Source organism: Rhizobium tumorigenes, from assembly GCF_003240565.2.
GTDB classification, from domain to species: Bacteria; Pseudomonadota; Alphaproteobacteria; order Rhizobiales; family Rhizobiaceae; genus Rhizobium; species Rhizobium tumorigenes.
In genome coordinates, this window is the sequence record NZ_CP117255.1 from 849,053 (window position 1) to 869,451 (window position 20,399).

22 protein-coding genes are annotated in these 20,399 nt (G+C 61.3%); 7 read left to right on the forward strand and 15 right to left on the reverse strand.

Annotated features, from left to right (window positions below; genetic code table 11):
* The 10 genes from PR017_RS04185 to PR017_RS04230 form a co-directional block, all read right to left on the reverse strand.
* Positions 1 to 510: a hypothetical protein gene (locus PR017_RS04185; RefSeq protein WP_111220435.1), complete on the reverse strand. Its 510-nt coding sequence runs from the start codon at positions 508 to 510 to the stop codon at positions 1 to 3.
* 85 nt (positions 511 to 595) lie between these two features.
* Positions 596 to 850, reverse strand: a complete 255-nt coding sequence (locus PR017_RS04190; protein ID WP_111220436.1) for a hypothetical protein — start codon at positions 848 to 850, stop codon at positions 596 to 598.
* Positions 851 to 960: 110 nt separating this feature from the next.
* Positions 961 to 1,701 (reverse strand): SDR family NAD(P)-dependent oxidoreductase, encoded by a 741-nt coding sequence (locus PR017_RS04195; protein WP_111220437.1) that lies wholly within the window; start codon positions 1,699 to 1,701, stop codon positions 961 to 963.
* An 88-nt stretch (positions 1,702 to 1,789) separates the two neighbouring features.
* Positions 1,790 to 3,280 carry an amidophosphoribosyltransferase gene (gene purF, locus PR017_RS04200; protein WP_111220438.1) on the reverse strand — a complete coding sequence of 497 codons (1,491 nt, stop codon included), beginning with the start codon at positions 3,278 to 3,280 and terminating at the stop codon, positions 1,790 to 1,792.
* Positions 3,281 to 3,437: 157 nt separating this feature from the next.
* A complete protein-coding gene (locus PR017_RS04205) occupies positions 3,438 to 4,079 on the reverse strand; it encodes a CvpA family protein (RefSeq protein WP_111220439.1) in 642 nt (213 codons plus the stop codon).
* Between the two features lie 85 nt (positions 4,080 to 4,164).
* Positions 4,165 to 5,568: a DNA repair protein RadA gene (gene radA / locus PR017_RS04210; RefSeq protein WP_111220440.1), complete on the reverse strand. Its 1,404-nt coding sequence runs from the start codon at positions 5,566 to 5,568 to the stop codon at positions 4,165 to 4,167.
* Entirely contained in the window at positions 5,568 to 5,927 is a 360-nt protein-coding gene (locus PR017_RS04215; RefSeq protein ID WP_341798951.1) for a type II toxin-antitoxin system RelE/ParE family toxin, read from the reverse strand. Before PR017_RS04215 ends, radA begins: the two co-directional genes overlap by 1 nt.
* Entirely contained in the window at positions 5,875 to 6,150 is a 276-nt protein-coding gene (locus PR017_RS04220; RefSeq protein ID WP_111220442.1) for a type II toxin-antitoxin system ParD family antitoxin, read from the reverse strand. The genes PR017_RS04215 and PR017_RS04220 overlap by 53 nt, the downstream gene beginning before the upstream one ends.
* Before the next feature lie 48 nt (positions 6,151 to 6,198).
* Entirely contained in the window at positions 6,199 to 7,365 is a 1,167-nt protein-coding gene (gene alr / locus PR017_RS04225) for an alanine racemase (protein WP_111220443.1), read from the reverse strand.
* Between the two features lie 105 nt (positions 7,366 to 7,470).
* Entirely contained in the window at positions 7,471 to 8,967 is a 1,497-nt protein-coding gene (locus PR017_RS04230) for a replicative DNA helicase (protein WP_111220789.1), read from the reverse strand.
* 318 nt (positions 8,968 to 9,285) lie between these two features.
* Between PR017_RS04230 and PR017_RS04235 the strand changes: the two genes are divergently transcribed.
* The 3 genes from PR017_RS04235 (at position 9,286) to PR017_RS04245 (ending at position 12,462) form a co-directional block, all read left to right on the forward strand.
* Positions 9,286 to 9,738 (forward strand): MarR family winged helix-turn-helix transcriptional regulator, encoded by a 453-nt coding sequence (locus PR017_RS04235; protein WP_111220444.1) that lies wholly within the window; start codon positions 9,286 to 9,288, stop codon positions 9,736 to 9,738.
* Between the two features lie 86 nt (positions 9,739 to 9,824).
* Entirely contained in the window at positions 9,825 to 11,396 is a 1,572-nt protein-coding gene (locus tag PR017_RS04240) for an MFS transporter (protein WP_111220790.1), read from the forward strand.
* A 13-nt stretch (positions 11,397 to 11,409) separates the two neighbouring features.
* Positions 11,410 to 12,462 (forward strand): HlyD family secretion protein, encoded by a 1,053-nt coding sequence (locus PR017_RS04245; protein ID WP_111220445.1) that lies wholly within the window; start codon positions 11,410 to 11,412, stop codon positions 12,460 to 12,462.
* Positions 12,463 to 12,538: 76 nt separating this feature from the next.
* Here PR017_RS04245 and rplI read toward each other — a convergent pair whose 3' ends face one another.
* The 5 genes from rplI to PR017_RS04270 all read right to left on the reverse strand — a co-directional run bounded on the left by rplI (position 12,539) and on the right by PR017_RS04270 (position 16,481).
* Positions 12,539 to 13,114: a 50S ribosomal protein L9 gene (rplI, locus tag PR017_RS04250; RefSeq protein WP_111220446.1), complete on the reverse strand. Its 576-nt coding sequence runs from the start codon at positions 13,112 to 13,114 to the stop codon at positions 12,539 to 12,541.
* Positions 13,115 to 13,132: 18 nt separating this feature from the next.
* Complete coding sequence (locus PR017_RS04255) at positions 13,133 to 14,113, reverse strand: DUF2232 domain-containing protein (protein WP_111220791.1); 981 nt, start codon at positions 14,111 to 14,113, stop codon at positions 13,133 to 13,135.
* Positions 14,114 to 14,275: 162 nt separating this feature from the next.
* Positions 14,276 to 14,527 (reverse strand): 30S ribosomal protein S18, encoded by a 252-nt coding sequence (gene rpsR / locus PR017_RS04260; RefSeq protein ID WP_111220447.1) that lies wholly within the window; start codon positions 14,525 to 14,527, stop codon positions 14,276 to 14,278.
* Between the two features lie 12 nt (positions 14,528 to 14,539).
* On the reverse strand, positions 14,540 to 14,989 hold the full coding sequence (gene rpsF, locus PR017_RS04265) for a 30S ribosomal protein S6 (RefSeq protein ID WP_111158624.1): 450 nt from the start codon (positions 14,987 to 14,989) through the stop codon (positions 14,540 to 14,542).
* A gap of 448 nt (positions 14,990 to 15,437) precedes the next feature.
* Complete coding sequence (locus PR017_RS04270; RefSeq protein WP_111220792.1) at positions 15,438 to 16,481, reverse strand: aldo/keto reductase; 1,044 nt, start codon at positions 16,479 to 16,481, stop codon at positions 15,438 to 15,440.
* 185 nt (positions 16,482 to 16,666) lie between these two features.
* On the opposite strand from PR017_RS04270, the gene fabD reads away from it, so the two are divergent.
* The 4 genes from fabD to fabF all read left to right on the forward strand — a co-directional run bounded on the left by fabD (position 16,667) and on the right by fabF (position 20,297).
* The gene (gene fabD / locus PR017_RS04275; RefSeq protein ID WP_111220448.1) at positions 16,667 to 17,611 is read left to right on the forward strand and encodes an ACP S-malonyltransferase; all 945 of its coding nucleotides are present in this window, start codon (positions 16,667 to 16,669) and stop codon (positions 17,609 to 17,611) included.
* Between the two features lie 47 nt (positions 17,612 to 17,658).
* Positions 17,659 to 18,396 (forward strand): 3-oxoacyl-[acyl-carrier-protein] reductase, encoded by a 738-nt coding sequence (fabG, locus tag PR017_RS04280; protein ID WP_111220449.1) that lies wholly within the window; start codon positions 17,659 to 17,661, stop codon positions 18,394 to 18,396.
* A 290-nt stretch (positions 18,397 to 18,686) separates the two neighbouring features.
* A complete protein-coding gene (locus PR017_RS04285) occupies positions 18,687 to 18,923 on the forward strand; it encodes an acyl carrier protein (RefSeq protein WP_006727438.1) in 237 nt (78 codons plus the stop codon).
* 111 nt (positions 18,924 to 19,034) lie between these two features.
* Entirely contained in the window at positions 19,035 to 20,297 is a 1,263-nt protein-coding gene (fabF, locus tag PR017_RS04290; RefSeq protein ID WP_111220450.1) for a beta-ketoacyl-ACP synthase II, read from the forward strand.
* The last annotated feature ends 102 nt before the right edge of the window (positions 20,298 to 20,399 follow it).

The window sequence follows — 20,399 nt, forward strand, 5'->3', positions numbered from 1 at the left end:
TCATCGGTTTAGAAGTCCGTTTGCCGCGCGTTCTCGGCGGATCTGGTCGGCGTCTTGGCCGATCTGCAGGCTGAGCTTCTCCAGTCCCGACCGCGTGGCGACCTTCGCCGCCGCTGGTATCGAAGAATCAGGATGCAGCCTGTCCCACTCAAGGACGGATGCGATTGTTCGCTGCAACTGGGGAATATCGCCAAAGGCCCAGCCGTTGATCTCGGGACCTATCGTTTCGAAGAGTGCGGCGAACAACGCCGGGCCGCCTGATGGATCCTGGTCGGGATAGGCATTCATGAGCGCGCGCGCGCGGAGCTGGCCGGCGTAGTACCAGAACACGGCCTCGTCTTTCCGTCCTGCTTTGAAAAGCGGGGGTGCTTTCATCATGAGTTCGCTTGCCTGGAGCGTCGTTGCCTGCTCTGCACCTTCGGGAAAGCCGGTGTTGTCAGCCAAGGCGAGGTTGGGACTGAGCGATAGTCCGGCACAGACGAACCAGATCAGAAGGCGGCGGTTCAGCATTGAGTTCCTTTGGACCGCAGGGCGTGGTCCCGCATGAGGCGCTGTGACAATCCAACTGCGCGTGACGTCGGTAGATCGATCGCGTCTACTCAAAGTCAAGTGCATCGATCACCGTCTTCACGTCGCGGTATCGCAACCGAAGTTTTCGTTCGGCGCCTTCGACACTTTCGCATTTCAGCTTCGTCATGGCTGCGATGATCTCGGCCTCCCTGTCCTTGTCGTAGGGATCTTCACCGGCCCAGTGCGTGCATTGCGTTCTTCGTTCCAGAAAGGCTGCGACGTCGGCAGGATAGGCGGCGCTTTGTCCGGTGATGGCCACCCAGAATAACAGTGAAATCATAGGCCCTCCAGGCCGCAGGCGTGCTGTTAAGCCGCGCGCCGCTCACGATCGACTATGTCGGACGGAGCCGTCGCTGTCGAGGGTCGGGCCAGACGCCAAGTCCCAGAGATCTATTCCGGCAGCCGGTAGTCCAGCAGCTTGTTTTCCCGCACCACGAAAAGCTTGCCCGTCTCCGTCACCTCGGGCCCGACCAGTCTCATGATGACATCAGCGACATCTCGGGGATGTTGCACGGTCTCGGGGTCTTCGCCAGGCATCGCCAAAGCCCGCATGGCGGTGCGCGTTGCGCCGGGATCGAGGCTGGTGATGCGCAGCGGTGTGCCTTGCGTTTCCCCGGCCCAGGTTCGGGCCAAGGCCTCGACTGCCGCCTTGGATGCAGAGTAGGGACCCCAGAAGGGCCGACATTTGTGAGCTGCGGAGGACGACAGGATGACGGCTCGGCCGGCCTCAGAGCGCACCAGCAGCGGTTCAACGGAACGGATCAGCCGCCACGTCGCGGTGACGTTGATCGTCATGACCTTCTCGAAGACTTTTGCCTCGACATGGCCGATGGGTGAAATCGTGCCGAGCACCCCGGCGTTGGCAACGAGAATATCGAGCTTGCCCCAGCGCTCGAAGATCGAGCCGCCGAGCCTGTCGATCGCATCCATGTCGGCAAGGTCGAATGGCACCAGCGTTGCCCGTCCGCCGGCAGCCTTGATGGAGTCGTCCAGCTCTTCCAGGCCGCCGACCGTACGGGCGCAGGCGATCACGTGGGCGCCAGCCTTTGCCAGTTCCAGAGCGGTGAAATATCCGATGCCGCGCGAGGCTCCGGTGACCAGGGCGATCTTGTCCTGCAGGTTGACGCTCATGATGCCGAATTCCGTTCGCGATGTTATGGGGCGATAACATGCCCCATACCAGACTAACGGTCAGTCCATCAAGCGCGGCCCTCAGCCCTCAGCCGTTGCCAGCAAGCACCGATAGCTTGCGGACATTGTTGATGCTTTCCCGGTCGAGCAACCGGGTCGGATAATCGCCGGTGAAATAGTGGTCGGTGAACTGGGGTGCGACGGGATCGCGCGGCTCGCCGCCGACAGCCCTGTAGAGACCGTCGATGGACAGGAAGGCGAGGCTATCGGCGCCGATGAAGGCGCACATGGCTTCGAGGTTCTCGTACTGGTTGGCGAGCAGCTTGTCGGCATCCGGCGTATCGATGCCGTAGAAATCCGGGAAATAGATCATTGGGCTGGCAACTCGGATGTGCACCTCGCTGGCACCGGCCTCGCGGATCATCTGGACGATCTTCACCGATGTCGTGCCGCGGACGATGGAATCGTCGACGAGCACGACGCGCTTTCCTTCGAGGATGGCGCGGTTGGCGGAGTGCTTCAGCTTGACGCCGAAGGCGCGGATCGACTGGGTCGGCTCGATGAAGGTCCGCCCGACATAGTGGTTGCGGATGATCCCCAGTTCGAACGGTATGCCGCTCGCTTGCGCATAGCCGATTGCCGCTGGCGTGCCGCCATCTGGCACTGGAACGACGAGGTCAGCCTCGACCGGCGCTTCATGGGCCAGATTGATGCCCATGTTGCGACGGGCGACGTAGACATTGCGGCCGCCGACGACAGAGTCCGGGCGCGCGAAGTAGACATATTCGAACAGGCACAGCCGTTCGGGCTCGGGCTGATCGGCCTTGCGCGAATCGATGGTGATCGAGCCGTCGCTCTGGATCTCGCAGATGATGACTTCACCGTTCTCAACGTCGCGGATGTATTTCGCGCCGATGATGTCGAGCGCGCAGGTCTCGGAACAGAAGATCGGCTTGCCATCGAGTTCGCCCATCACCAGCGGCCGGATGCCGATCGGATCGCGGGCGGCAATGAGCTTGGTACGGGTCATCGCCAGCATCGAGTAGCCGCCTTCCATCTGGCGGATGGCATCGATGAAGCGGTCGGAGGAGGAGGCATGCTTGGAACGGGCGATCAAGTGCAGCACGACTTCGGTGTCCGACGTCGACTGGCAGATGGCGCCGTCGGCAATCAGCATGCGACGCATCGAGAGGCCGTTGGTGAAGTTGCCGTTATGGGCGATGGCGATGCCGCCGACCTCAAGTTCGGCAAACAGCGGCTGGACGTTGCGAAGGATCGTCTCGCCCGTGGTCGAGTAGCGAACATGGCCGATGGCACGGTCGCCGGGCAGGCGGGCAAGGGTTGCCGGATCCGTGTAGTGGTCGCCCACCAGTCCCATGCGGCGCTCCGAATGAAAGCGCTGACCATCGAAGACGACCATGCCGGCTGCTTCCTGGCCCCGATGCTGCAGGGCGTGCAGGCCGAGCGCCGTCAGCGTTGCCGCGTCCGAGTGTCCGAGTATGCCGAACACGCCGCACTCTTCGTGCAGTGTGTCGCCGTCGATGTCGTTATCGATTTCAGGGGAGGGTGACAGGGTCATGGCTGAAGGCCTTTGCTCTCACGGGGTTCTGGCAGCGCTGGGGCTGGGATCCAAAATAACTGAAAATCCGGCCGGGCGATATGCCTGGCCGGATAGGGTCGTCGGTTCCGGTCAGATGGCGATGGCCGCCAAGCGGGTCAAGCCTGGTGACACATCGTCAATTATTCGTAGCCGGAGCGGCAGGTGTCGTTGTCGGTGCCGCCGGCGAGGCGGGTGCGTCGTCCGATGGGGCTGCATCGCTCGGTGCGGCCGCGTCATCGTTCAACTGCTGCTTTTCCGGCTGGATCTTGTCGATAACATTGGTCCGAATCATCTGCGCGAATTTCTCCGGCAATGCGGCTTCCAGCTTTACCACCATCGAATCGAGGAAAGGCTTGGACTTGGCATTGTTGACCCAATCGGGGCGATGCGCTTCGTCGACCAGCCAGTTCCAGAAGGCAACGGCGACGACCAACAGCAGCACGCCACGGGCGGCGCCGAAAAGGAAGCCGAGCGTGCGGTCGAGCGCGCCGATGCGGCTGTCGATGATGAAATCGGCGATCTTCATGGTGATGAAGGAGATGATGATCAGCGCGATGAGGAAGACGACGGCGGCCGAGCCGACGATGGCGATACGGTCGTCATCGGTGTAGTGTTTGGCGTAAGGCACCAGCTTCGGGTAGAGATAGTAGGCCGCAACGGCCGAGCCGCCCCAACTGACGATCGACAGAATTTCGCGAGAGAAGCCGCGTACCATGGCGAGAACGGCGGAAAACAGCACGACGCCGATAACAATACCGTCGAAAATCGTAATGGGCATCTATACTTTACTCCAAGACCTGCCATGGGCGCCATGGCTATCGTCTGCCTGAATGCGTCGTACCTCGTCGCCATGGCGAAGAGGTTCAGTCCTCGTCTTCCGTCGGCCGCAGTGCGCCCTTCGATCCGGCGACCCTGACCACCATGTCGGTCAAGCTGTCGATCTCGTTCCAGCGGCCGCCGCTGCCTTTCGGCAGTTCGGCCGAGCCTGATGGCAGCAATGCTTGCGCAAAGCCCAGCTTCTCGGCTTCCTTCAGGCGCTGTGCTGTATGGCCCACGGGCCGGACGGCGCCAGAAAGACTGACTTCGCCGAAATAGACGCAATCGGCCGGAAGGGCAATACCGGCAAGGGATGAAACCAGTGCAGAGGCCACCGCAAGGTCGGCCGCTGGTTCCGAAATCCGGTAGCCGCCGGCGATGTTCAGGTAGACATCGTGGCTGCCAAGCCGCACGCCGCAGTGGGCCTCGAGCACCGCGAGGATCATCGATAGCCGCGACGAATCCCAGCCGACGACTGCGCGCCGTGCCGTTCCGAGCGACGTTGGCGCCACCAGCGCCTGCACCTCGACCAGGATCGGCCGCGTTCCCTCCATGCCGGCAAAGACGGCAGCACCGGGCGATTTGGAATTGCGCTCGCCCAGAAAAAGCTCTGACGGATTGGCGACTTCGCGAAGCCCGATATCGGACATCTCGAAAACGCCGATCTCGTCCGTCGGTCCGAAGCGGTTCTTGACGGTGCGCAGGATACGGTAGTGATGGCCACGGTCTCCTTCGAAGTAGAGCACCGCATCGACCATGTGCTCGACGACCCTTGGCCCGGCGATCTGGCCGTCCTTGGTGACATGGCCGACCAGCACCATGGCGGAGCCCGTCTGCTTGGCAAAGCGGATCATCGCCTGCACGCCGGTGCGAACCTGGGTGACGGTGCCGGGCGCCGATTCGGCAAGTTCGCTCCAGAGCGTCTGGATGGAATCGATGATGACCAGATCCGGTCGCTTGCCCTCGGCGAGCGTCGCCAGGATATCCTCGACATTTGTCTCGGCCGCCAGCATCACGTCGGTATCGGCGGCCTTGAGCCGTTGCGCCCGCAGCCGGATCTGCGCCACCGCCTCTTCGCCCGACACATAGACGATCTTGTGGCCCCGGCGTGCAAGGGCAGCCGCGGCCTGCATCAGCAGTGTCGATTTGCCGATGCCCGGATCGCCGCCGACCAGCACTGCCGAGCCACGCACGAAACCGCCGCCCGTCGCCCGGTCGAGTTCGGAAATGCCGGTGTAGATCCGCGGTGCTTCCTCGATTTCGCCCGAGAGAGCAACCAGCGTCACCGCTCTGCCCTTCTTCGGCACGCGGCCAGGGCCGGAGCCGATGCCGCCCATCGGGTCTTCCTCGACGATGGTGTTCCAGGCGCCACAGGATTCGCATTTTCCGGCCCAGCGATTGTGGATGGTGCCGCAGTTCTGGCAGATGAATTGAGTTCTGGCCTTGGCCATCAGGCAATGCTTTCGGTAAAATCTTCTGGTGATGTGTCCTCGTGTGCATGAATCACGCGCACCACCCGGAGCGCAATATCACTGACAACGAAGTAAAACACTCTTTGTCGATAGGAAAAGCTGCGGAGGCCGGGTCTAAGATGGTCGCGGGCGATACCGGTCAGGCCAAGCCTCGCAAATGACTGCGCCTTCCGCTCAATGTCGAGAATGAATTTGTCTGCTGCGGCAGAGCTGCTCTCCGCGATATAGCGATATTGGCTCATGAGATCGGCCCGGGCAGTTCCGGACCAGATAAGCCGGCGTCGCTTAATGGTCAGTCTCCGGCGTGGATTGCTGGGACGCGGCCATTTGCTGGATATCTTTCAAAAATTCTTCAGCCGTCTCGTACTCGTAGACGCGACCATTTTCGATGTCATCGATGCCCTCTTGGATCAGCCCCCGCAATCTCGCAACTTTCTCGTCACGTTTGCGCAGGAGCGCGAGTGCTTCGCGCAATACAGCGTCTGCATCCTGATAGGCGCCGGTCTCGACCTGCTCGTCAACGAAGGCCTGCTCTCTCGAGTCCAGTCGAATGGTCGCCATAGCCATCTCCCAATGTTCTGCTTTTATACCGCAGCCCCCCTTGGAATGCTACTCCTCGACCAGATACCGCCGCTGGTGGCGGAGGCCCATGCTGGTGAGCATTTCGTAGCCGATCGTGCCGGCGGCGCGGGCAGCATCGTCGACGAGGACATTGCTGCCGAACAGTTCCACGTAGTCGCCGGCCCGAACGAGCCCGTCCGGCAGGTCGGTGATGTCGAATATCGTCAGGTCCATGGTGATACGGCCGGCGACGGGCACGCGATGGCCGGCGATGAAGCCATGGCCGGCGGCAATCCCTGTCTGGCGCAACGGCACGCCGCCGCTGGACTGGCTACGCATGTAGCCGTCCGCATAGCCGGCGCATACAACCGCCAATGTGCTGTCGCGCGTCAACTGCATGGCGCGGCCGTAGCTGACGGCTTCGCCGGCCTTGACTTGCCGCACCTGCAGCACCCGGGCCTCTGCTGTGGCGACCGGGCGCATCGGATTGGCAACGCCTGGTACCGCTTCGCCGCCATAGAGCGCGATACCGGGACGGGTCAGGTCGAAATGGTATTCCGGGCCAAGAAAAATGCCGGCCGAGGCCGACAGGCTCGATTCGATACCTTCGAAGGCGCGGCTAACCTCACGAAATGAATCGAGCTGCTGCCGGTTCATCGGCGAGGCTGGATCGTCGCCGCAGGCAAGGTGGCTGATCACCAGCACCGGTGAAAAGCTGGCGGGACGGGACACGTCGTCGGCGAGCGCCATCGCTTCCGGGACCGTCAGGCCTAGCCGGTTGAAGCCGGTATCGACCTGCAATGCGCAAGGATATTCGCCATAGTCGGACACAACTGCCATCCAGAAAGCCAGTTGCTCCTCGGATGATATGATTGGAACCAGATCGTTTTCGAAAAACAGCCGCTGCATGCCCGGCCAGATTCCGGCAAGCACGAAGATGCGGGCATCTGGCGCATAGAGCCGCAGCGTCACGCCTTCCTCGACTGTTGCGACGAAAAAATCGCGGGCTCCGGCGATGTAAAGGGTTTCGCCGACCTCCTCGATGCCGAGGCCATAGGCATCTGCCTTGACGACAGCGGCGGTACGGGCGCGACCGGATCGCCGGGCCATGTCCTGCCAGTTGGCGACCAATGCCCCCAGATCGACCGTCAGCCGCAGGCCGGCGGCGTCAAAGGCATCGAGTTCGTCGTCGAAGTCTTCGGAAAGGTCGGTCATGAAACCTCAATAGAATTGGCCGGAGAGAAATGTCCGCGACCATGATAGAGCCGATTCAGGTTGAAATGAAGACAGCCCCCGCTGCCAATCCCGCATCGCCTGGCGTCAATGCTCTTCGTACGGCGTGAACGACGAATCCGCGAGATCTGCGAAGCGCGTGAACTCGGCCTGGAAGGCGAGCTTCACGGTGCCGGTCGGTCCATGGCGCTGCTTCGAGATGATAACGTCGGCGGTGCCCTTGACCTTCTCGAACAGCTGTTCCCATTCATTGTATTTAGGGTCGGCCGGATCGCGGGGCTCCTGGTTCTTGACGTAATATTCCTCGCGATAGACGAACAGCACGACGTCGGCGTCCTGCTCGATCGAGCCCGACTCGCGAAGGTCGGAGAGCTGCGGCCGCTTGTCGTCGCGGTTTTCCACCTGACGCGACAGCTGCGACAGGGCGATGATCGGCACGTTCAGTTCCTTGCCGAGCGCCTTCAGGCCGGTAGTGATCTGGGTCACTTCCTGCACGCGGTTCTCACCCGATTTGCCCGAGCCGGTCATCAGCTGGATATAGTCGATGACCAGCACGTCGAGGCCCCGTTGGCGCTTCAGGCGGCGGGCGCGGGCGGCGAGCTGGGCAATCGAGATACCACCTGTCTGGTCGATGAACAAAGGCACCTTCTGCATCATCATCGAGCAGGCGACCAGCTTTTCGAAATCGGCATCGTTGATGTCGCCACGTCGGATTTTCGACGAGGACACTTCCGTCTGCTCAGAGATGATGCGGGTCGCCAGCTGTTCGGACGACATTTCCAGCGAATAAAAACCGACGACGCCGCCGTTCTTCGCCTTGGTCGAGCCGTCTGCCTGCACTTCGCCCTCGTAGGCGGCGGCGATGTTATAGGCGATGTTGGTGGCGAGCGACGTCTTGCCCATGCCCGGACGTCCGGCCAGCACGATCAAGTCCGAGCGCTGCAGTCCGCCCATCTTGCTGTCGAGCGAATGGATGCCGGTGGAGATGCCCGAAAGCCCGCCATCTCGCTCCTTGGCGACGGCAGCCATGTCGATTGCCATGGCGACGGCATCGTTGAAGGCCTGGAAGCCGCCGTCGTAGCGACCGTTTTCAGCGAGTTCGAACAGCCGGCGCTCGGTGTCCTCGATCTGGCTTTGCGGCGGCATATCCAGCGGTGCGTCATAGGCGATGTTGACGACGTCCTCGCCAATGGTGATCAGCGCGCGACGCAGGGCGAGGTCGTAGATGGCACGACCGTAGTCTTCGGCATTGATGATCGACACGGCCTCGGCGGCAAGGCGCGCAAGATACTGCGCCACCGTCATGTCGCCGACCTTCTCGTCGGCCTTCAGGAAGGTCTTGATGGTCACCGGGTTGGCGATCTTGCCCATGCGGATAATGTCGCCGGCAACCTCGAAAATCCTGCGATGCAGCGGCTCGTAGAGATGCACGGGCTTCAGGAAGTCCGAGACGCGGTAATAGGCGTCGTTGTTGACGAGAATTGCGCCCAGCAGCGCCTGCTCCGCCTCGATGTTGTTCGGGGCTTCACGGTAATGTTGTTCGGCGGGAGCAAGTGCTGCGCTCTTGCGACCTGCGTCGTTCATCACATCCATCTCGATCTCCTACCTTCACTTCGCGGTGGTGTTCGACCCTGCGGCCTTGGGCGTCAAGGCCGTTCGGCCGATAATGCACCCGGCATGGGTGATTCGTCCGTCCTATGCCCGTTGTCCACAGGGCCACAAAAAAGCGTGCAATCTTTGTATTTGCCGCTTGCTCCGCATGGAGGGCCCGACTCACCCGTGCCGGAGGGCAAATTAGACTGTTTGACTTTTGTCTGTCTTCGAACGCGACACAGCCGTCGCTTGAAAAGATGATAGAAGCCGGTAATCTGACAGCCCTCAGAGCAAGACAAAGCGTGAAACATGCCCGACAAAGCGACGAGCCGTGAATTCTTCGATGAGCTTTCTGCTTTCAACAGGAAGTTGCGGGCGGGGTTCGATGCTCTCGTTCGCAAGCGCGGCATGACGCTTGCCCGCGCCCGCGTGTTTTTTGCACTGGCCAAGAAGGACGGTATCAACCAGCGCGAGCTGGCCGAGCTTCTGGAGCTCGAAACGCCGACCCTGGTGCGCATTCTCGACGCCATGGAAGGCCAGAAGTTTATCGAGCGTCGCGCCGTCGAGACCGACCGTCGCGCCAAGCAGATCCACACCACCGAGGCCGGAAAGGTCATCGCCATCGAGATCGACGCGCTGGCAGCGCGGGTCCGCGCCGATATCCTCGAGGGCATATCCGATGCGGATCGGGCGACTGCGCTTAAGGTGATCCGCACAATGGCTGCAAACCTGCCGAACATCGGCAAAGACGAGGTAGCTTGAGCGCCGCTGACGCCACCGGCGGAGACACAGCAGCTGGTGCTGCCAGCAATCCGGCAGCGTCGCCAGCAGCAGCCGATCCACCGGCGATGCCGGGATGGAAGGCACTCTGCTACATGCTGTCCTCAGTGATGTTCTTCCTGACGCAGGGGCTGGGGATGAACCTCGCGCTTGCCAACCTCACCCAGATCCAGGGCAGCATTGCCGCGACGACAACCGAATCCGCCTGGCTTTCGGCCGCCTACATGGCGCCGAATGTCAGCTTGGCGATTTTCCTGGTCAAGATCCGCATGCAGTACGGTGTGCGCAACTTCGCCGAGATCAGCATCATCGGCTTCGTCGTCGCCTCGCTGCTCAATCTCTTCGTCTCGGACCTGCAATCGGCAATCATCGTCCGCTTTCTCAGCGGCATCGCCGCGGCGCCATTGTCGACGCTGGGCTTTCTCTACATGCTCGAAGCTTTCCCACCGGCAAAAAAACTGACCGTGGGCCTCAGCCTGGCGATGATGAACACGACGCTGGCAGCACCGATCACGCGGCTGGTGTCGCCGACGCTCCTTGATTTCGGTGAGTGGCGAGGTCTCTACACGCTGGAAATGGGGCTCGCGCTTTTAGTGATGCCGATCATCTATCTGCTGCCGCTGACCGCCCCGCCGCGGGTCAAGATTATCAACTTCGGCGATATCGTCGTCTACCTTCTGGTCGCTATCGGCTTCGGCTGTCTCGCCGTCGTTTTATCCGTCGGCCGGCTCTACTGGTGGCTGGAGGTGCCATGGCTCGGCGTTGTCCTCGCCGTCAGCATCGCGACGCTGGTGGTGGCGGTGGTCATCGATCTCGACCGAACGACGCCGCTCATCGATATCCGCTGGCTTCTGACGTGGCCGAACGTGCGCCTGACCATCGTGCTGCTCGTCTTCCGCATGATCGCGGCCGAGCAGAACTCGATCCTGCTGATCTACTACCAGAATATCGGTCTGCTCTACGATCAGCTGCAGATGCTCTACACCATCATCCTGGTGTTTTCGCTCGTAGGCGGACTGACCTGCGCGGCCCTGATGAATGTCGGCTACACTTGGCAGATCCAGATGATCGCGTTGCCGATGATGATCGCAGCCGCCTTCATGGACAGCCAGGTGACAAGTCTGACGCGTCCCGAGCAGATGTATCTAAGCCAGGCGCTGATGTCGGCCGGCATCACGCTCTTCCTGCCGCCGGCACTATCGCCCGGATTCCGCGCCGCGCTTTCCAAGGGGCCGTTCTATCTGGTGACCTTCTTTGTCATCTTTCTTTTTACCCAGAGCATCGGCTCGCTCATGGGGACTGCCTTCTATGGCACGCTGATTACCATCCGCGAGAAATTCCACTCGAGCGTTCTGGTCGAGCACGTTCTTCTTACCGATCCGATCGTTGCCCAGCGGGCGGCGCAGCTTTCGGCCTCCTACGGCAAGGTCATCACCGATTCGCGCCTGTTGAACGGCGAGGGGCTCACGCTGCTTGGCGCCCAGGTCACGCGCGAGGCCTACAGCCTTGCCTTCGGTGATGCTTTCTTCGTGGCCGGGGTGATTGCAGTCATGGCATTTGTCGTATTGATCGCAAATCGGCTGATCGCCTTCATCCGCACAAAACCGGCGGATGCGCCGACCATCGCATCCGCGACCTAAGGAACGCTGCACCATGTCCAGGCTTGTCCGATCTCCTATCGAAGTGGTTGCCGTCCTTGCCGGCATCGGCGGTATCATGCTGGTTCTCTACGCTTGGCACCTGCCACCCTTCAGGACCTCGGTGGCAACTACGGACGATGCCTATGTCAAAGGTTACGTAACGGTCATTAGCCCGCAGGTCAGCGGCTACGTCACCGACGTTCGCGTCAAGGACTACGAGAGCGTCAAGCAGGGTGAGGTGCTGGCCAGGATCGACGATCGCATCTACCAGCAGAAACTCGCCCAGGCGAGCGCCAACCGCGACGGCCAGAAGGCGGCACTCGCCAATTCCCGCCAGCAGGAACTGGTGGCCCGCGCCGAGATCGCCTCGAGCCGGGCGGCAGTCGATAGCGTGCAGGCGGGGCTGACACGTGCGCAGCTCGCCTGGGAGCGCGTCGAGACGCTTGTCCAGAAAGGCGTGTCGACGACCAGCGACGCCGAGACCGCCCAGGCGACGCTCGACCAGGCAAAGGCTGCGGTCAACCAGGCGCTGGCAGCCGTCGAGGTCTCGCGGCAGAACCTGACGACGATCATCGTCAACCGCGCGTCGCTTGAGGCAGGCGTTGCCGGCGCAGAGGCTGCGATGCAGCAGGCGTCCATCGATCTGCAGAATGCCACAATCATGGCGCCGAGGTCGGGCAGGCTAGGTGAAATCGGCGTCCGGTTGGGCCAATACGTGACGGCAGGCACACAATTGCTGGCGCTCGTGCCCGAAGACACCTGGGTCATCGCCAATTTCAAGGAAACGCAGCTCGATGGCATGCAGGTCGGCCAGCCCGTGGCGATTTCCGTCGACGCCTTCGGCCACCGCCGGCTGAATGGTCACATCCAGAGTTTCTCGCCAGCTGCCGGCTCCGAGTTCGCGGTGATCAAGCCCGACAACGCCACCGGTAATTTCACCAAGGTAGCCCAGCGCGTGGGCGTCCGCGTGACGATCGACCCCGGCCAGCCGGAAGCCGCCAATCTAGCCCCCGGCCTCTCCGTCGTCGTCTCCATCGACAAGGCATCCAGGCCGGACGCGAATTAGGCCTGAGGCCACAAAACGCAAAAAGCCCGGATCGCGAGATCCGGGCTCAAACGCCGCCGTGAAGCGAAAGCGGTGACTATTCGTCGTCGCGGTTGCCGTCGGCATCCGGGTCGAAGAAGTCTTCTGGACGCAGGGCATTTTCGTCAACGCCGTAGATGGCGTCGGCCGAAGTGAGGGTTTCACCCTGCTTCTGGCGTTCGGCTTCTTCGATTGAACGGGCAACGTTCAGTTCGATGGCGATTTCGACTTCGCCATGCAGGGCCAGCGTAACGCTGTGCAGGCCGATGGTCTTGATCGGTGTGTTCAGTTCGACCTGGCTGCGGCCGATGTTGAAGCCTTCGGCAGCAAGGATGTCGACGACGTCGCGGGCAGCGACCGAGCCGTAGAGCTGGCCGGTTTCGCCTGCAGAGCGGACGACGTTGAAGGACTTGCCTTCGAGAACGTCGGCAACCTTCTGGGCTTCGCTCTTGCGCTCCAGGTTACGGGCTTCGAGCGTCGAACGCTCGGCTTCGAAACGGGTCTTGTTGGCAGCGTTGGCGCGAAGTGCCTTGCCGAGCGGCAGCAGGTAGTTACGGGCGAAGCCGTCGCGGACTTTTACGGTCTCGCCCATCTGGCCGAGCTTGGGAACGCGTTCGAGAAGAATGACTTGCATCGTGGTATCCTTTCAATGTCAGGTTTTTGGATCGGGTTTGTTCGAGGCATTCGCATCCTTGTTCGGGGTCAGTGCGATAGCCTTGCGGGTATCGGACAAGCCTAGAACGAGGATGAAGAAGATTGGCAGCACCATGGTGGCCGCCAGATAGCAGAGGATAAGGACCGGCAGTTGCCAGTCCTTGCCGCGGGTCTTGAAGTGGAGCGTCGAGAAGCCTGCGAGCACAAAGCCGGCGCCGAATGCTCCGAATACGGTTGCGCCGACCATGGCAAGAATCCCGCCCGCAAAACAGGCAACCAGGCCGGCTAGAAAGATGAAGATCGCATTGCGGTTCATCCTGAGCGCCGAAGGCACATCCTCGCGCGGCCGGAAATTGCGGCCCGAGGCGGTGACGATCCGGGTGGCAATGTAGTAGGCGGCAAACAGCATGATGACCCAGATGGCGGCCTGCAGGGCCGGCAGCATCAGGACGATCAGCGATTTGGTCTGGGCGGTGGCATCCGGGTCCGGCTGGAACGAAGGCTCCTGGGTCGAAAGCGCAGTCATCAGCGCATCGACCATCTTGTCGGTGAGCTCGGGTCCGTAGCCGATCATCACGCCGACGGCGATGACGCCGATGGTGACGAGCCCGCAGAGCTGTACCACCATGTCCGACAGTGGATACCAGGCCATCAGGTGGTCCGGTCCGCCGATTTCATCTGCCGGCCGCGCCAGGTTCGCCAGATGGCTGATCCAGCCGGCCGGAACCAGCGTCACCAGCGCCATGACGAAGGCAAACGATGGCGATATGGCGACCGCGCCGAGCACGAAGGCGGTGACGATCGAGACGATGGCGGCAATATTTCCCCAGCCGAGGCCCGCGATCAGAATGGGGAGGGCGGAGGCGGCATAGAGGACGGCACTGAAAGACGGCTGCGCATTCGCACCCAGCACAAGCAGGGTCGCGGTAATGCCGGCGAGCACGCCGGTCAAAAGCAGTCTGGAATTCAAGGTCTTCAAGTCGCTGTCCTGCTTGTTCAAGCAGTTAGAGGTTCGCCCTGAATAAAATCTCAGCAGCGCAGCCCCAACATGGGTTTCAAACGGTTTCGATCCACGCCCACCGTGGAAGGAAGAAGGGAAGGCATCGCTGCCTTCCCTCAGGTCTCGATCAGTCAGCCGCGATTAAGCGACGACGTAAGGCAGCAGGCCGAGGAAACGGGCGCGCTTGATGGCCTGGGCCAGTTCGCGCTGCTTCTTCTGGGAAACGGCCGTGATACGCGAAGGAACGATCTTGCCGCGCTCGGAAATGTAGCGCTGCAGAAGGCGAACGTCCTTGTAGTCGATCCGCGGTGCGTTGGCGCCGGAGAACGGGCAGGTCTTGCGACGACGGTGGAACGGACGACGGACCTGCGAAGAGGAGGAAGCTTCAGACATATTCAGATCTCCTTAAACGCGGTCTTCGCGCGGACGGCGCGGACGGTCTTCGCGATCACCACGATCCGGGCGAGGACCACGGTCGCCGAAGCCACCACGGTCCGGACGGTCGCCATCACGACGCGGACGATCGTCACGGTCGCGCTTCTGCATCATGGCAGACGGGCCTTCCTCGTGCTTTTCGACGGCAATCGTCATGTAGCGCAGGACGTCTTCCGAGATGCGCATCTGGCGTTCCATTTCCTGCACGGCGGCAGGAGGAGCGTCGATGTCCATCAGGGCGTAGTGAGCCTTGCGGTTCTTGTTGATGCGATAAGTCAGGGACTTGAGGCCCCAGTTCTCGATACGCCCGACTTTGCCACCGTTAGCTTCGATGACACCCTTGTACTGTTCTACGAGGGCATCAACCTGCTGCGCGGAAACGTCCTGTCGGGCAAGGAATACATGTTCGTAAAGAGCCATGATGAGCTTTGCCTTTCTTGCGTTTGTGAAACCCGGTATCGGCGGCTAAGCCTCAACGACTGCTCCTGTAAGGGGTTACCCCAGCAAGAAAGCGTTAATCCGAGACGGTCGAGAGCGGAGACACGGGAGGCTGGAACGCTTCCGTTCCGAACGATTTCCAAGGAAACCGGCCCTCCGTTCAGCCACCAGCCAGATGACCGGGTTTGCGAACACGGCGGCTTATACGGGATTCTCGGCGAAAGGCAAGGGAGAGGGGAAGGAATATGGTGAAGTAGCTGTGTCTCCTTCCCCCCGCCGAGGGAGAAGGTGGCCCCGAAGGGATCGGATGAGGGGGAGGTTGTTGCTCACGCGATGCACCCTATCCCGGGCGTCCCCCTCATCTGCCCTGGCGGGCATCTTCTCCCCGGCGGGGAGAAGATGGAGGCAAGCCGCCCGCGCAACAAATCCCTCAAATCGGCATCGGATACTGGCGATGGACGGCATTGATCTCGGCCAGAACCTCGGACGACAGCGTCAGGTCGCCGGCGCCGATGTTGATCTTCAGCTGCTCCATGGTTGTCGCACCGATAATGGCCGCTGCCATGAACGGACGGGTGAGGCAGAAGGAAATCGCCATCGCAGACGGATCGAGGCCGTGCTTGCGGGCGATTTCGAGATAGGCATTTACGGCCGGCTCCTGGAGCGGCTGCAGGCGGCCGCCGAGATCGCCGTTGATGGCCGCGCGGGATCCCTCTGGCTTGGCCCCGCCGACATATTTGCCGGTGAGCAGGCCAGCTGCGAGCGGCGAGTAGGCCAGCAGCCCGACATCCTCGTGATGCGACAGTTCGGCAAGGTCGAGATCGAAATGGCGGTAGAGGAGGCTGTACTCGTTCTGGATGCTGGCGACGCGCGGCAGGCCCTTCTGTTCGGCCAGCGTAAGATATTTCTGCGTACCCCAGCTGGTCTCATTGGAAAGCCCGATTGCGCGGATCTTGCCTTCCTTGACGCATTCGCCAAGCGTCTCGAGGATGTCCTCGATGTTGGCAACGACAGCGGCGCGGTCCTGGGTGAAGGGGTTGTAGTTCCAGCTCTGGCGGAAGTGGAAATGGCCACGGTTAGGCCAGTGGATCTGGTACAGGTCTATATAGTCGGTTTTCAGGCGCTTCAGGCTGGCCTCGAGCGCCAGGCGGATATTGGCGGCGTCGGCGCCCTGGCCTCCGCGCAGATAGGAACGTCCGTTTCCGGCAACCTTGGTGGCGAGTACGATATCCTTGCGCTTGCCGGTCTTTTCGAACCACGTGCCGATATGCTCTTCGGTGCGGCCCTGCGTCTCGGCCGACAGCGGGGTAACGGGGTACATTTCGGCTGTATCGAAGAAGTTGATGCCCTTCTCGACGGCGAAATCCATCTGCTCATGGGCCTCGGCTTCGCTGTTCTGCGTGCCCCAGGTCATGGTGCCAAGGCAGATTTGCGAAATCGAAATGCCTGTGCGGCCTAAATTCTGATATTTCATGGGAAAACCTTGGATCTGGCGGGGATGCATGTCCGGGAGGACGGCGGGAATTTAGGTCTAATTCTCGCAAGTGCAAGAAAAATTCGTGAGCCTTAGCATTCGCAAAAGCCCGGTGCCGTCAGGCCTGCGCTCTTGACTCCGGGGACAAGAATGCCGATTGGAAAGCCAAACGAGGACGCCAAACAATGACTGTTGCTTTCACATTCCCGGGTCAGGGAAGCCAGGCCGTCGGCATGGGCAAGGATCTGGCCGAGCAGTTTCCCGAAGCCCGCGCCGTCTTTGCTGAAGTCGATGACGCCCTCGGCGAGGCGCTTTCCGAGACGATATTCAACGGCCCCGAAGACAAGCTGACGCTGACGGCCAATGCCCAGCCAGCGTTGATGGCCGTATCGATGGCAGCTTTCCGGGTTCTGCAAGCCCGCGGCCTCGATCTCAAGGGCAAGGTGGGCTATGTCGCAGGCCATTCGCTCGGCGAATACGCGGCGCTCTGTGCTGCCGGCACCTTCACGCTCGCCGACACCGCCCGTCTTCTGCGCATTCGCGGCAACGCCATGCAGGCAGCTGTCCCCGTCGGCACCGGCGCGATGGCGGCTATCATCGGGCTCGAGCAGGCAGACGTCGTTGCCGTCTGCGAGGAAGCATCGGCGCTCGGCGCCTGCCAGATCGCCAATGACAATGGCGGCGGCCAGATCGTTATCTCGGGCGAGAAAGTCGCTGTCGAGAAGGCGGCAGCACTGGCAACCGAAAAGGGCGCCAAGCGGGCCATCCTGCTGGCGGTCTCCGCACCCTTCCATTCCAGCCTGATGGCACCGGCCGCAGACGCGATGCGCGAAGCGCTCGCCAACGTCAAGATGTCCGATCCCGTCGTGCCTGTTATCGCCAATGTCCGTGCTGCTCCCGTCACCGATGCCGGCGAGATTGCCGCGCTCTTGGTCGAGCAGGTCACCGGCCAGGTTCGTTGGCGCGAGACGGTTCAGTGGTTTGCCGCTAACGATGTGACAACGCTCTATGAAATCGGTGCCGGCAAGGTGCTGACCGGGCTTGCCAAGCGCATCGACAAGGCCGTGACTGGCATCGCCGTCAATTCGCCCGCTGATATCGAAGCAGCGCTTGCCAGCCTTGTCGGTTGACCGAGCGCGCCACCAAGCACGCAACATCCAGGAATGAGGAAACTCACATGTTTGACCTGACCGGCCGCAAGGCCCTGATTACCGGCGCCACTGGCGGCATCGGCGAGGAAATCGCCCGCACGCTGCACGCTCAGGGCGCCATCGTTGGCCTGCACGGAACCCGCGTCGAAAAGCTCGAGGCACTGGCCGCCGAACTCGGAGATCGCGTCAAGATCTTCCCGGCCAACCTTTCCGACCGCGCCGAAGTCAAGACGCTTGCCGCCAAGGCAGAGGCAGAGCTCGAAGGCGTCGATATCCTCGTCAACAACGCCGGCATCACCAAGGACGGCCTGTTCGTGCGCATGAGCGACGAGGACTGGGACAATGTGATAGAGGTAAACCTGACCTCGACATTTCGTCTAACCCGTGAGCTCACGCATCCTATGATGCGCCGCCGCTACGGCCGCATCATCAACATCACGTCGATTGTCGGCACAACCGGCAATCCGGGCCAGGCCAACTATTGCGCCTCGAAGGCCGGCATGATCGGCATGACAAAATCGCTGGCCCAGGAAATCGCCACGCGCAACGTCACGGTCAACTGCGTCTCGCCGGGCTTCATCGCCAGCGCCATGACCGACAAGCTGAATGACAAGCAGAAGGACGGCATCATGGGCGCCATCCCGATGAAGCGCATGGGCACCGGTGCCGAGATCGCTGCAGCCGTCGCCTATCTCGCATCCAGCGAAGCTGCCTACGTGACCGGGCAGACGCTGCACGTCAACGGCGGCATGGCCATGATCTGAAATAGAAATTGCGGTTGGGGAGAGAATTTGTCCCCAACAGCTTGTCGGGCGGGCCCGCGGGGTTGATTTTCAGGCTTTGCGACAGAGATAAAGCATGTTAATCGGGCCATGACTGTGAACAGTCGTCCCGAATACGCAGATTCTACATGCCGTTATTGCGCGGTTTTGTGGTATCTCAAGCCGGGTTGAACGGGTTTGCCAACGGTGCTCCGATTGAGTGCTGCAGGTTGAAAACAGGGTAGGGGTGCCAGACGGCATTCTGATCAGGAAATAAGGTCGAGGAAACCGACATGAGCGATATCGCAGAACGCGTTAAGAAAATTGTTGTTGATCATCTTGGCGTCGACGCCGAAAAGGTTGTTGAAGGCGCCAGCTTCATCGACGACCTGGGTGCGGACTCGCTCGACACAGTCGAACTGGTCATGGCATTCGAAGAAGAATTCGGCGTTGAAATCCCGGACGACGCTGCCGACTCGATTCTGACGGTTGGCGACGCTGTAAAGTTCATCGAAAAGGCCCAGGCTTAACAGCTTGGCACTATCAAAGGGCGGGCTCATGGAGTCCGCCCTTTTTCGTCCGGTCATGCCGGACTTTACATATGTTATGCATGGCATGCGCGAAGACAGGGGCTGAGGGCGATGAGACGTGTCGTTATCACGGGTACCGGCATGGTATCTCCTTTGGGGTGTGGCACGGAGGTGTCCTGGACGCGCTTGCTCGCTGGCCACAACGGCGCCCGCCTGATCACCGACTTCGAAGTTTCCGACCTGCCTGCCAAGATTGCCTGTAGGGTTCCCGTCGGCGATGGCAGCGATGGCACGTTCAATGCCGACGACTGGATGGAGCCGAAGGAACAGCGCAAGGTCGATCCGTTTATCATCTATGGCATGGCCGCCGCCGAAATGGCGTTGACTGATGCCGGTTGGCATCCGAAGACCGACGAAGACCAGATCGCCACCGGCGTTATGATCGGCTCGGGCATCGGTGGTCTGGAAGGTATCGTCGAGGCCGGGTATACATTGCGTGACAAGGGCCCCCGGCGCATCTCTCCGTTTTTTATTCCAGGCCGTCTGATCAACCTTGTGTCCGGCCAGGTCTCCATCCGTCATAAGCTGCGCGGCCCCAACCACGCCGTCGTTACGGCCTGTTCCACCGGGGCCCATGCCATCGGCGACGCCGCCCGCTTCATCGCCTTTGGCGATGCTGACGTCATGGTTGCCGGCGGTGCCGAAGCTCCCGTCTGCCGCATTGCAATGGCTGGATTTGCCGCCTGCAAGGCGCTATCGACCCAGCATAACGACGACCCGGAAAAGGCCTCGCGTCCTTACGACAACGACCGCGATGGCTTTGTGATGGGCGAGGGCGCCGGCATCGTCGTGCTCGAGGAACTCGAACACGCCAAGGCGCGCGGCGCCAAGATCTATGCGGAAGTGGTCGGCTATGGCCTGTCCGGTGATGCCTACCACATCACCGCACCGTCCGAAACCGGCGAGGGCGCTTTCCGCTGCATGACATCCGCCTTGAAGCGTGCGGGCGTCACGGCTGCCGATCTCGACTACATCAACGCACACGGCACATCGACCATGGCCGATACGATAGAGCTAGGCGCCGTCGAGCGACTGGTCGGCGATTCCGCTTCGAGGATCTCGATGTCGTCCACCAAGTCGGCGACCGGACATCTTCTCGGAGCGGCCGGCGCAATCGAGGCGATTTTCTCGGCGCTTGCAATCCGCGACAATATCGTTCCGCCGACGCTCAACCTCGACAATCCGGAGCGGCCAACCGCGATCGATCTGGTACCGCACACCGCGCGCAAGCGCGATGTCAACATTGCGCTGTCGAACTCCTTCGGATTTGGCGGAACCAACGCTTCGCTCGTTCTGCGACGCTATGAGGCTTAAGGGCAGGTAGCGGCTGATTTTTCGCGCACTACGTGTGCGCGGAAGATCCTGAACCTGTTTTTGCTGCATTGCTTGGTCAAGAGCGGACAAAGACAAGAAGAA